This window comes from Fervidicoccus fontis Kam940, assembly GCF_000258425.1.
GTDB lineage: Archaea > Thermoproteota > Thermoprotei_A > Sulfolobales > Fervidicoccaceae > Fervidicoccus > Fervidicoccus fontis.
Window position 1 is genome coordinate 1,093,096 of the sequence record NC_017461.1, and the last position, 12,507, is coordinate 1,105,602.

15 protein-coding genes and 1 pseudogene are annotated in these 12,507 nt (G+C 33.1%); 11 read left to right on the forward strand and 5 right to left on the reverse strand.

Going from position 1 to position 12,507, the window contains the following annotated elements; translation table 11 throughout:
• Positions 1-29 precede the first annotated feature (29 nt).
• The gene (locus FFONT_RS05690) at positions 30-1,187 is read right to left on the reverse strand and encodes a hypothetical protein (protein ID WP_014558281.1); all 1,158 of its coding nucleotides are present in this window, start codon (positions 1,185-1,187) and stop codon (positions 30-32) included.
• A 254-nt stretch (positions 1,188-1,441) separates the two neighbouring features.
• Between FFONT_RS05690 and FFONT_RS05695 the strand changes: the two genes are divergently transcribed.
• Complete coding sequence (locus FFONT_RS05695; protein WP_148683723.1) at positions 1,442-1,753, forward strand: hypothetical protein; 312 nt, start codon at positions 1,442-1,444, stop codon at positions 1,751-1,753.
• Here the strand turns inward: FFONT_RS05695 and FFONT_RS05700 are convergent.
• From FFONT_RS05700 to FFONT_RS05715, 4 genes are all read right to left on the reverse strand, one after another.
• Positions 1,731-2,486 carry a hypothetical protein gene (locus FFONT_RS05700; protein ID WP_148683724.1) on the reverse strand — a complete coding sequence of 252 codons (756 nt, stop codon included), beginning with the start codon at positions 2,484-2,486 and terminating at the stop codon, positions 1,731-1,733. The two genes, FFONT_RS05695 and FFONT_RS05700, sit on opposite strands and share 23 nt — an antisense overlap.
• Positions 2,487-2,502: 16 nt before the next feature.
• The gene (cca, locus tag FFONT_RS05705) at positions 2,503-3,960 is read right to left on the reverse strand and encodes a CCA tRNA nucleotidyltransferase (RefSeq protein ID WP_014558284.1); all 1,458 of its coding nucleotides are present in this window, start codon (positions 3,958-3,960) and stop codon (positions 2,503-2,505) included.
• A 3-nt stretch (positions 3,961-3,963) separates the two neighbouring features.
• Entirely contained in the window at positions 3,964-4,533 is a 570-nt protein-coding gene (gene thpR, locus FFONT_RS05710) for an RNA 2',3'-cyclic phosphodiesterase (protein ID WP_158308324.1), read from the reverse strand.
• 71 nt (positions 4,534-4,604) lie between these two features.
• Positions 4,605-5,057 carry a tRNA-splicing endonuclease subunit beta gene (locus FFONT_RS05715; protein WP_014558286.1) on the reverse strand — a complete coding sequence of 151 codons (453 nt, stop codon included), beginning with the start codon at positions 5,055-5,057 and terminating at the stop codon, positions 4,605-4,607.
• 185 nt (positions 5,058-5,242) lie between these two features.
• Between FFONT_RS05715 and FFONT_RS05720 the strand changes: the two genes are divergently transcribed.
• The 10 genes and pseudogenes from FFONT_RS05720 (at position 5,243) to FFONT_RS05760 (ending at position 12,421) form a co-directional block, all read left to right on the forward strand.
• A complete protein-coding gene (locus tag FFONT_RS05720) occupies positions 5,243-5,518 on the forward strand; it encodes a hypothetical protein (protein ID WP_148683726.1) in 276 nt (91 codons plus the stop codon).
• A gap of 224 nt (positions 5,519-5,742) precedes the next feature.
• Entirely contained in the window at positions 5,743-6,825 is a 1,083-nt protein-coding gene (locus FFONT_RS05725) for an encapsulin (RefSeq protein ID WP_014558288.1), read from the forward strand.
• A 2-nt stretch (positions 6,826-6,827) separates the two neighbouring features.
• Positions 6,828-7,304, forward strand: a complete 477-nt coding sequence (locus tag FFONT_RS05730) for a ferritin family protein (RefSeq protein WP_014558289.1) — start codon at positions 6,828-6,830, stop codon at positions 7,302-7,304.
• Positions 7,305-7,445: 141 nt separating this feature from the next.
• Positions 7,446-7,712, forward strand: a pseudogene (locus FFONT_RS07245) (pyridoxal-phosphate dependent enzyme); the annotation flags it as partial.
• A complete protein-coding gene (locus tag FFONT_RS07250; RefSeq protein ID WP_014558291.1) occupies positions 7,693-7,875 on the forward strand; it encodes a pyridoxal-phosphate dependent enzyme in 183 nt (60 codons plus the stop codon). The pseudogene FFONT_RS07245 and the gene FFONT_RS07250, both read left to right, overlap by 20 nt.
• A 106-nt stretch (positions 7,876-7,981) precedes the next feature.
• Positions 7,982-8,146, forward strand: coding sequence for a hypothetical protein (locus FFONT_RS07015; protein WP_014558292.1), 165 nt, complete (start codon positions 7,982-7,984; stop codon positions 8,144-8,146).
• 429 nt (positions 8,147-8,575) lie between these two features.
• Entirely contained in the window at positions 8,576-10,309 is a 1,734-nt protein-coding gene (locus FFONT_RS05745; RefSeq protein ID WP_148683728.1) for an HD domain-containing protein, read from the forward strand.
• Between the two features lie 130 nt (positions 10,310-10,439).
• Entirely contained in the window at positions 10,440-11,717 is a 1,278-nt protein-coding gene (locus tag FFONT_RS05750; RefSeq protein ID WP_014558294.1) for a tRNA (N(6)-L-threonylcarbamoyladenosine(37)-C(2))-methylthiotransferase, read from the forward strand.
• 22 nt (positions 11,718-11,739) lie between these two features.
• Positions 11,740-11,988 carry a hypothetical protein gene (locus tag FFONT_RS05755; RefSeq protein ID WP_148683729.1) on the forward strand — a complete coding sequence of 83 codons (249 nt, stop codon included), beginning with the start codon at positions 11,740-11,742 and terminating at the stop codon, positions 11,986-11,988.
• 106 nt (positions 11,989-12,094) lie between these two features.
• Positions 12,095-12,421: a hypothetical protein gene (locus FFONT_RS05760; RefSeq protein ID WP_014558296.1), complete on the forward strand. Its 327-nt coding sequence runs from the start codon at positions 12,095-12,097 to the stop codon at positions 12,419-12,421.
• Positions 12,422-12,507: the final 86 nt, after the last annotated feature.

Here is a 12,507-nt window from a genome sequence, read left to right on the forward strand (position 1 = left end):
GCATCTGGAATTAATTTTAAATCGTTATTTTATAATTTGATCTTTTCTCTTGCTATTAATTTAATTTTCAGGCATTTATATTTGGGAAGAGGCAAAACGATAGTATTTGTATCAACACTAATTTTCTCAGGATTTTGTTCTATATTATTTATATAAAATTCTCTCATGTAAAAAGGCGGCTTCACATAAATTCTTAATACTTTATCGTAGCTCAGGACATTGCATGCATATAATTCATACTCAAACTCTCTTTCGCTTAGATCTTTAATTTTTTGGCTGTGTAAGAAGGTGGAAGGGTCATTTATCTGAACTTTTGGTAACTTTGAAGAAAACAGGTTGTTCTCATCAACAAATACTCTTAGATAACTTAACAATGAGTAATTTGGAAGTGTATCAAGTGAAATGATCGTTTTTCCTCTGTTTTCTACAAATATTTCTTTTTCTTCGTGTTTGAGAGTTATTGGATATAAAGATGCAAAGGTTATTGAGAAAGAAGGCTGCGATAGAATAATAAAATTGCTCGATAGCTTTTCTCCGTGAGAAAGAGTGTCGATAACAATTCTATACGGCTGGATCCACTGTACTAAAGAGTTTATAGATATTGTGTTAATTCTTATATCTGATTTTTTATTAACTTGAAACATATTCCCCTCTTTAAACATAAATAACTCGTTTCCGCTACAGAAGTAATATGTGATCTCAGGCGTGAGGGTTTTTTCACAGCTCTCATTAAAATTTATATTTATTGGACCAATGTTAAGCTCTTTTCCAATTTTTGTTTGGTTTTTTCTACTTATTTTTTTAACATTTCTATCGTTATCGTTCAGCTCATATGGGCCAGTTCCCTCTCCTTTGAAAAAGTATTTTTCACCCTCAATTTCTTGAATGAATGTTATTGGAAAAGGGTTGACTATACCTATAATGTTGCTTGCAGATATTTTTGTGTTTGTTTCATGAATAGTTTTAATGGGTAACCAGCTAGTATTTTTCATAGGTGTTGTGGCTTCGCTCCACAGGATTTTTCTTGTTTTTTCAATGCTGTTACCTATACTTACTTCTTCATTGTAATAGTCAATTATCATGATATTTTCATTATCGAATTTTTCGTCTAATGCTTTTTTCGCAGCGGAGTTGTTCTTTAGGATTTGCACGATTTCCTTTAGCCCAACTATATTGAAACCATTCATATCATTTCACGCTTTTATTGTTGATCTTTATTATTAATGAAGATTTTACTAAGTGAAGTTTAATTATATATAAAAACGGCATGACGAAATTCCGTCCATAAAACAGTTGGTATTACTTTATAAATTTGAAAATTTCTATCTTTTCAAAATTTCAAACTCATGACACTCATTAAGGTAATACAAAAAAAGTAAAGGTAATACCCTTATCGTCATTCATTTCTTTTTTTAATTCCTTAAATAAAAATGGTGATATCTTGCCAATCGTATATAAATGTAAAAATTGCGGATATGTTTTTCATTATTTAGAGCATGTCGGTCAAGATTATATTGGCATTCCTTCATTAAATGAAATAATTGGAAAATATGGGTCAGTTTGTCCAAAATGCGGTAGTAAGTTGTCAAAACCGTCACAAGAGGATATCGTGATAACTTCATTATCGACTGCAGTAAAGAAAAATATGCTCCCAGTATCTGTAGGAGGTAGCTTATACGTGCTTTCAAGTATATTAGATACGAGCGTATACAAAGGAGAATTAGACAAAGTTAAGATTCCTGTCGAAAAATAATATTTAAAATCTTCTCAATTACTTTTTCTATTTCTTCTTGCATACATCTTTTTTTGAAGCAGTTTTTATACAAAATTAATAGTTCTCTTAGCTTGTTTTGTTTTATCTCATCGATTTTAAAACTCTTGGTAATCCTTTCATTAATTCTAGATTTCGAAAGGAAAAGAGCTGAAGATATTTGTAAAAAATTTGAGTTATTTCCGTTTATAGTTGAGCTACCGAAATCTAAGAAAATTGGAGTTATCTTTTCGCGATTTTTGATAAAGAAAACATGGTGATAAGGCCGGCTGAGCTCATTATGAGATAATCTGATCGAGTCTAATTTTAAAGAATAGATCAGCAAACTTCTTAAGGCATCTTTTAACTCATCTTCGCTTGCACTAAAAATAAAGTCTGAGATTGAAATTCCGTTTATTCTCTCCATTAATACGTGATACTTTGAAAAAGAATATAGTTCAGGCGCAATTTTTATCCCTGTTTTTTTAAAGTTTCTTTCCAATATATATAATGACATTCCTTCTTTTAATAGCGAAATTTCTCTATCTAATCTTACTACCTTTAAAGCGTATTTTTCATCCAGCGATAGAACAATTGAGTCTGTTCCTTTAGCTAGAAGTGTTAATTTTCTCCCCTCTAGGTCTAAGATTTTTTCAATTACTTCCTCAATTTCCAGGCATTTTTTTGCATATTTGTCATTAAAAGGAAAACAAATTACGTATTTCAAACTCTCCATTAATCTCATCTTAAACTTAAGCGCCTTTAATTGTGTCTGAATATTTCGAGCTTTTCAAAGAAGATATTTTTTCTTCGAATATAGAAAGGTAATATGGCATAATCCATTTGGGCTTGTTCATAATAAATGTCTTTAGCCAAACACCTCTTTTTCCTGAGAGTTTTTCAGTTCTCCAAGAAAGAATATACATGTCAACCAAAGAGTCTGCAAAATCAGAAATAGCAATTTCCTTTTTTCTTTCCAAGAGGAGCTGTAGTGCATTTAAAAACTTTCTCTCATTAAGTGACCATAATCTACCGTCATCACCTATCCACGGTCCTTCAACGGGTCTTAAAATGTGCTCATTAATAAATGCGAAGAAATGCTCTTTAAAGAACATAGGCGGACCTATAGACACGTTTTTACTTGGCAAAAATATTGATGTTAGTAAACAAGCAATGTATGCTTCCTTTTTCTCATCGCTCCAAGGTTCGCATTTGACGACATCAAACCCCTCATTCTTCAAGATATTAAAGGCATTTTTGCTCATTCTTTTTAGCTCTCCCCATATAACATCTTTACTAATTTCTTTACGGATTTCAAACTCGATTATTACAACGTTTTTATAGTAAGGCTCAAGCGATTCAAAATTTATTGTACTGATGACTTTTTCATCATTATCCTCTTCGAAGAAATAAAGCGTTGGTTTCTTTAAATAAAGCTTCGAAGCAGAAGAAAATTCAAATATTTTTCTTTTTGATACTGCAGCTGCAACATTTCTTTCACTATCTGTAGGGTCTTCGACTATCATAGGACAATTCTCATATTTGCTTAAGAGACGCTTTATTGATTCGCTACTTGAAAATGATATCTTTATGGGGATTCTCCACTCAGATGCTTTATTCAGTAGCTCTCTGAAACCTCCATATTTTATTGTTAAAAGCTCAATCAAGTATCCAGAAAATCCCTCGATTTTTGTCTCTGCTCCATAAACACCAATACTTCTTGCAAACTTTTTTGCAACTCTAATTTCATCCCTAAGCTCCGGAGTGGTATTTTCAAGTATAAAAAGCGTATGAAGAGGGGTTCTATCCACAGCTGTTTTAGTTCTCTTTCCTTTTTCGTATTTAATAGCTGGAACAATGTCGACGTTGTACTCATCCACTTTTATTGTTAGGTAAGGATGCTCGGCATATTGCTTTGCAGGTTCATATTCATTTAAAATACTCGCCAATTTATTAACAATGGATTCAAAGTCTTTTTTATCAAGCTCATTTTCAAAAACGATAAAAACGTCCATTTCAGGGCTTGTTCTGAGCCATGTATCCTTAGCTATGCTTCCTTCAAGCAATACCTCAAATTTTTCGTTACTCGCTTTCAATCCTTCAATTATCTTGTTTTTTACTATATTAAAAATAGCATTTGCCTTAGCCCTATCTTCATCAGTCGGCTTTATTTTTTTTAAAATTTCAACTTCAATAGAAGAAAGGGTCATTATCTATCCTTCCCTAAGGTCTTTTGATAGTATATCATCATATATTGGACCTTTTGGCGTAAGTGTGCTTTTTTTAAGTTTTAATTTGTCGAAAACTACTTCGCCAATTTCAATACTTGAAAACTCATTTATAAAGCTCGCGAGCCTTTTGATATTTTCTCTCCCCTTTATTCTCGCAATAGTAAGATGGGGGGTAAAGTCCTTTTCCCTTTCAAAAGGAACTTTATGAGCTACTAAGCTACTTGATACCTTTTTGTACAACTCCATAATAGAGATGCTCGCTTTATCGTCAACTCCTATCCAAACAACTCTCGGCGAGTTTGAATTTGGAAAAGCTCCAATTCCCTTGAGTTTTGCTTTAATTTTCGTATGCTCTATTTCTTTAATTGCTTCTATTGCATCTTGAAGAGTGTCTTCACTAATTTCTCCGATGAATGCAAGAGTTATATGAAGATTCTCCTTTTCTACAACTTTCATAGGAACTTTTAATGATAGCATCTGCTCTTCAATGTTAATAATTTTCGAGACAACATTTGGATCATTAACCTCTATTGCCACAAATGTCCGAACCAAAATACTTCCCCATTTTATTATTATCAATACAACATAGTATTAAATAATATTTTTATCAATACAAAAGAAGCTCATGAAAACTTTTCAAATGTATAGTAAGATACGTCTCCGTGTTTATCTACTACAGCTAAAATCGCTTCTCTATTTAGTCTCTTAGCCGCATCTAATAAATCTAGAAGAGTAGAAACCTTAAATTCAAAAGTTTCTTCATATACAAATACTAAGCTAATTGGCTTATTATTCTGATAAAGAGTAAAGCTGTTTTGAAAAGGTCCATACTTCAATATTCTGCCTCTTTCTCGCAGATCATAGTATACAGAAAATAGAATCCAGGCATTATTCTCTAATTGAGATCTATCTAAAACGATGTCGTACCATTCTAAAGTTTTTTGGTCTTCGTCAGTTATAATAATCTTTCCTTTTTTGCACATGTATACAGTTTCATAAAAATCCAGCTTTTCTCCAGTGTAACATACGAGCTCTCTTTTTTCCCTTAAGTATTTAGCTTTTGTACATTCTTTCACTTATGCTTCACCACTATGTTAAATTCATAATCTGCAATATTTTATAAATGAAATTTTAAGCATAATAGTATGAACATCAGAAATTTATATTAGTATGAATAAAACTAATATTAACAAATATCTTTTGACTATAATTGCGACTAAATAAATTTTTGATTCTTAAATCTAAAAGGGTGAAATTAACTTTGGGACAGAATTCAATTAAAGACGAAATAATAGAATCTATAATTTCTGCGGGTCTTCTTGAAGATTTAATTTCATACTTGAGCAAAAATGGAATCGATATAGATGGGATAAAGAAAATTACCGATATAGACGAAGAGGTTTTGTTAAAATATGCAAAAGAAAAAGGGCTGCTATTTGAAAGCGACCCATCTCAAGTACTAGAAAAAACTGATGAATATGAAGATATAGAACCTTACGAACAAAGACCAAAAACTCCTCCAAAAAATAAAAGATAATTCTGTTTTTCTTTTTACAACTGAAAGCCTCGCCTTTTAAGGCGGGAAGGAGGTCAGAATCGAGGCGATTAAGATACCTGATAATCCAGTAGGTGAAAGAGCGTTTAAAGGTTTTTTAAAGGATAATCCCACTATAATCATTTCCTAAAATTAATTTTTCCTAAAAATATATATTTTGAATTTTTATAATTATTAAGAAATTAATAAAATACAAGGTGTAAAAAATGTTATCTAAAAATCCATTGGAAATTCCTATGGATAGGAAATTAAAAGCTAATGAAATTGCCGATGCGTTGAGGCTTTCGATAATTGCTGAATTGGACGCAATAAATCTATATTTGCAACTTTCAAAGTCTGTTGAAGATGAGAACGTTAAGAAAGTTTTTGAAGACGTAGCTAAGGAAGAGAAAACTCATGTCGGAGAATTCCTTGCACTTCTTAATTCTTTAGATGCGGAACAAAAGAGTGAGCTTGAGGCTGGACTCAAAGAAGTAAAGGAGCTAACTTCTATGAACATAAAAGATGACCCAAGCAACTTAGTATCCAATGAGGAAAAGAAAGAAGAAAATAAGGTTAAGAACAGTAATGGAGATTTTCTTTCTATTGTTGTAAATGAATATCAAAAAGCTCTTGAAGAAATGAGGATTTTCAGAAAATATTTACCTATAAAAAGAATCGAAAAAGGCACTCAGGCTATATTTGTTGAGAAAAGTGATGAAAAAGGAGAAAGAGAAATAATTCCTCTAAATGAGATAGAGTCTTATTTTATAGTCTCGCAAATGTCAATAGATTCTATAGATAAAAACGGGGAATTGGAGGCTCCCGACTTATACAGATCTGCGTTGGAACTATCTAATAATGAAGATCGCTTGATACTTGAGACTATATTGAATCGCGAAGGTACGATAAAGTTACCAGTTGACGAGTGGAATGAACCGTCTCAGTCTGTAAATGATATAGCTAATGCTTTTACGGAGATTTTAAGATCAGGAGCAACTAAGCCATTTGCATTGTTTATAAGCCCGAAAAAATATGTGAAGCTTTTGGCAATAAGCGATAAAACTGGAACTACAGATCTTGAGAGGATCAAAGCTTTTATTGATAATATAGTTATTCTTCCGATTTTACCTGATAATGTGACCATAATAGTTTCATTGCAGCCCAGAATTCTGGAATTAGTAATTGGCATTGACAGTGAAATAAGATATCTCGGTCCAGAAAAGGGTTACCACAACTTTAGAGCAAGGGAAAAGCTCGCTTTAAAAGTAAAGGATGCGAGAGGAATAGCTATATTGGAGGGGAAATAAAGTTGGTTGAAGAAGAAATTAAGAAAGAAGTGAAGGAATTCGCAATTTTAGAAAAAGAATATGCTAAAATCCTTTTGGAGCTCTCAAAGAAGATAAAGCATAAGGCTTTGAGTTCTATTTTTGAATCACTCTCAAAAGATTCTGAGAAGCATGCCACATTGTATGAAACGATATCAGAGCTATTAAGCAACGAACAGCCTTTTATTTCGGAAGAGGACTTTCGGCTGATTGAACGTACCATAAATGAACATATAACAACAGAAGCAAAAATGATAGAAGAATCTAGAAAAATTCTAAATAACATAAAAGATCCTAGGGTTAGGTTATTAGCCGCTATCATATACGAAGATGAAGAAAAGCACCATAAGCTTCTACTTACTGTCAAGGAAGACATTGCAAAAAAAGAGACATTTTCTGAAACAGATTTCTGGAATATGGTTTGGAGAGATAGCCCATATCACGGAGCCCCAGGAGGATAAAAAATATGTTATTCTTTTTTTTGACTGCAGAAACTCTTGATATCCTTAAACTTATAGTCAAAATACCTGTTTTAGAACTAAATAAAATCAAACTAAAAAAATTACAGATTATTTGTGAAGCTCGAATAACTCAATCCTACTGGCAGTCACAAAGATAGAATAGCTCTATACATGGTAAGTTCTGCAATCAAAGAGCATAATCTCAAACTAGGAGAATATATAGTTGAAGCTTCGAGTGGAAATACTGCTATATATGTTGCATTTGTAGCGAGAAAATTAGGTCTTAATCCAATAATTGTAGTTTCCCGGCAAACTAGTGTAGCAAAAGTTAAATTAATAAAGATTTTAGGAGCTGAAATATTTTACGGTTCAGATGATAAGGATGCTGATGATTATTATATCAAATAAGCAAAAAAAGATCGCCGAAGAGAAAGGAGGAGTTTTTTTGAACCAATACGAAGATAAAAATAACTTCAGGGCACATTATGAAACAACAGGTCCAGAAATATGGAGTCAAATGAATGGAAAAATTGACGCTTTTGTGATGGGAATTGGAACAAGGGGAATGTAATGGAAGTTGGAAGATACTTGAAAGAAAAGGACAAAAAAATTATTGGCATAATACCGGAAGGTTCTAGACTTGCAGGGGAAAAGGTTATGAAAGAATAGAAGGTTTAATGCATAAAGATATTCCGGGCCTTCTTGATAAAAAAATCTTGGATGGCTTAATTGAAGTAAAATTTTCAGATGCAAAAGAAATGACGGAAAAATTAGCAAAAGAAGAAAAGGGATTCTTGCCGGTTATTCCTCTGGTGCTAATGTGTATGCTTCACAAAAATTAGCAGAGAATATTGAAAGCAATTCTACGATTGTAACTGTAATAGTAGATTCCATCTTAAGATATTTGACTGAATCATGAGCAAATAAGCTTAATTACTTTTTTATTACAATATTCATTTTTGCTCACGAGAGATACATCCTTTAGGGCGAAAAGTTAAGTATAAATAACAAAGATAGAAAGCTTTAGGGATATTCCCTAAAAAACAGAAGTCAAAATCGCCTGAATGCATCAATTAACATAGCCCTTGCCTTAACGAGAGGTAAGGGTCGAGGGTTATGTAAACACCCAAAGGAGATATAAAGGTGAATCATGAAGGTCGCTGGAAACCCAAAAGCCCTGCAGAAATGAAGGTAGTTTACTCTAGGTAAACTTTTATACATAAGTTGAGATTTTTTAGTTTGTTAAATTGTTAAATAAGGAGTGCGAAGACATGCGAAAAGAAGAAACTTCTTTTGAAAATTTGCTAAAAACTAGGACTTATATAAAAGATCCGGTACATAAGCTTATTCCAATTAACTTCGTAGAATATAAAATTCTTCAACACCCTTTAATGCTTAGACTTCATGGCATTAAGCAATTGGGCTTTACGTATTTAGTCTATCCACAAGCGAAACACTCTAGGTTCGAGCACTCTTTAGGTGCTATGCATGTTGCGGGCATGATTTGGACTTCTTTCATGAATAACAGCCCTGGGATAATTTCTGAACTTTTCCCAACTTCCAGCTCCAGAAAAGATCAGTCTGCTTTCTACTTAGCAACAAGAATTTCTGCGCTACTTCATGACGTTGGTCACTTGCCTTACAGCCACGTCACAGAGAGCGCCCTTGAAACTGCATATGAAAACGGGGAATTGCCTGAAGAAATGAACGAAATTTTTGAAAAAGCCGAAAAAAGAAAATTAAAATTGCATGAATATTATGGATGCATATTTTCAGAAAAACTGCTAAAAGACATACTAACAGGTTTCAAAAAAGAAGAGTTTCCTAAACAGACAATAAAAATGCTCTCTGAGGCTTTTAAATCGGTGAAAGCTGTTCTTTGTAGAGATGATGATACTATTGAGGGGAGGCTTTTTAAAAAGGAAGCTCACAACATCATGAAACAAATAATTTCCGGCGAAATTATAGATGCTGACAAGATCGATTATTTGGTCAGGGACGCATATAACACAGGTGCTACCTTTGGAGCTATTGATATTGAGAGGCTTATAAGCGGTCTAATGCTTTATGATGAAGGAGGAAAAGTAAAGATTTCCATTCCGACGAAAATAATAAGCAATTTGGAAGACCTATTTTATGCTAGATATATGATGTATAAATGGGTATATCTTCACCATAAGGTCATATCATTAGAACTCTCGTACATAAATGCCTTGCAGACAATAGGCAGAAATTGGAGCAAAAATAAGAAAAAAATTCTTAAAGTTTTTGGACATCTGCCAAACAATTTCTGGGAACTATTTCATCCTGAATATATATACAAGTCAACTACTAAGTTTTGCCTTAGAATAGATGATAGCTTTATTGATATAATTCTAAGATATTCTCTTTCTGCTAATGCAAATTCAATTGCTGAGGATGTTAATGCACTATTAAATAGAAAAGCAAAGTTCAACTCGATTATCAAAAGAGAAGAAGATCTACTAGTCGAGCTCTTTGAAGTATTGTCGTCTGAAAATGAGAAGCGTATCAAACCTATAGATGTTTTGGAAAAGACTGGAGAGCTACTTCAGAGCTCTTCAGTGGAAATCTTAGATGTTGTTAAAAAAACATGGCCAGAGGGTTTTGAAAAATTGAACGAAGAATGCGGCAAAGTTAAAAATAGCTCTTACGATACTTTAAAGTGCTGTCTTGAAAAAATCTTAGGTGAAAAAATTAACAAAAAACTCAAAAAAGATATAGAGTTAACTCTATATTTCTCGCAGAGGATATCTCCTAAAAGCTTAGGAGGTCTATCACTGATGTCTGATGGTAAGGCATTACCTATCGAGCATGTATCATCTATTATAAGCCAGATTAATAGAGCCGGTCAGCATCCAATGATATTTTTATATTCAAAAGAAAAAATCGGCAAGTCAGAAGAAAGCTCTATTAGAAGGATTCTTGCCGAAGCTTTAATAGAACTCTACCTATCTTTAAGAAAGAACGGGTCAAAACCGTCTTAACACTTTTCACTAAAAATTCGTTAAAATTGCTCAAATAAAATCGAAACATCCAGCTAGAAAAATTAGATATACATTTATTAATTTTATTTGTTAGAGTGTCAATAATGCATAGATATTATAGTGAATTGCAATGAAGTTTTTTATAAAGACTTTTGGCTGTGCGCTAAATAGGAGTGACAGCGAATTAATGAGAGAGATCCTTATAAGCAGAGGGTTTGAAGAAATAGACAACTTAGAAAATGCTGATGTTATTATAGTCAATACGTGTACAGTTAGAAAAGATAGTGACCAAAAGGCGATTGAATATATAGAAAAAGTGAAACAGCTTAACAAGAATTCAAAAATAGTAGTAGCTGGTTGTATACCAGGAAGTCAACCGTATCTAATCAAATCAAGATTTCCTGATGCGGTTTTAATTTCACCGTATGAAACTAACAGGATCGTCGATGCTATTTTTTACGAAACGGACTTCCTAGGCTATGAAGAATTCAAGCGTTATAACGTTCCAATAGTAAAGACGGGCAATATTGCTATTGTACCCCTCAATGATGGCTGCCTTTCTAACTGTAACTTTTGTATTACGAAGGTAGCAAGGAGAAGACTTTTAAGCAGAATGCCTAAAGTAATCCTTAAAGCGATAAAGGATCTTGTTGAAAACGGTGTTTACGAAATCCAGCTTTCTAGTCAGGATGCTTCAGTTTATGGGATTGATTTTAAAGGGAGACCATTGTTACCAGATTTAGTTGAAACGATCAACCAAGAGATTAAAGGGGAATACATGCTAAGGATCGCGATGATGAATCCGGATGGAGTAAAAAAAGATCTAGAAAATTTCGTAAAAATTTTTGAATATGAGCATGTATTTAAGTTCTTGCATTTACCAATACAAAGCGGAGACGATGAAGTTCTGAAGATCATGGGAAGGGACTATAGCATAGAAGATGCTCTATATGTAGTAAATGAATTCAGAAGTAGAATTAAAGACCTGAGAATAGCAACAGACATTATAGTCGGTCATCCAGGGGAGAGTGAGGAGGCCTTTGAAAATACATTGAAAGTAGTTGTAAGCGGCTTGTTCGATAGGGTACATATCGCACAATACACACCAAGACCTTTCACCCTATCAGCGCGAATGCCTCAGATTTCTGATTCTGTTAAAAAGAAGAGAAGCAGTTTACTTAAGGAGGAGCTGGAGAAAGTATTGAATAAAAAAATGGAAAAATATGTTGGTAAGATCATAGAGGGAGTTGTAGTAGAAAAAGATGAAAAAAGAGAGAGTTATATTGCTAGGACAAAGAATTACATAAGCATTGTGCTGAAAGGAGGAAAAAAAGTTTCTTTAGGGATGAAAGTAAACATTGAAATAACTGATTATACACCATATGACTTAAGAGGAATAGCGCTCTAATTGTAATACTCTGGTGAGAAAAATGGGAGAGCTATGCATGTTGAAAATAGCAAATTCTGAAGAAGGAATATCTGCAGAGATTAGTTTATATGACGAATCTACCGGTAAGATGGTTAGAAGAGAAGAACTTGGAAAAGAAAAGAATATCAGGCAAATCAGCATAAAAAATAGCGTTCTAATTACAAGCGGAATTTTCGGCTTCACTATTACTTTAATTGTCAAGGATGTTACAGATATTAGGTTAAATAACGATATTCTTATAATTAATTAAGATTTGGTGATTTGTACTGAACATCGAGCTTATAAAAGAAAGATCTAAAAGTCTCACAGGAAAACATGCAGTTTATCACTGGTCATTTCTAGTTAGTGAAAATGACGTGAAAGAAGTGCAGGAATTGAAAAAAGAAAAGATAACGACGAAATACAGAAAGGGTGAAGCTTTTAAGATCATCGTAGAACCTCCTCAAGATGAAAAAACATACATACTAGACGTATATCTTTTAAAAAACCTGAAGGGGCATATAAGCGGAAGAATCAAAGTTATAAACAATAATGGAGACGTTGTTTTAGAATGCGTATATAGAAAGATGAAGGTTAGAAGAGTAAGGGGGAGTTCTCATCTCATTTGGGCAGTAAAAAAGCTTTTAGAAAAGCTAAAAGTTCCCGTAAAAAGATATAATGTAAAAACGGGGGAGCCTATATGAACTTATTAAAGGGATGACCGGATTTTAGCGGAATGATCCTTCACAGGAAATGATTTTTTCACGGACCGGGGGACCTTTTAGATTTT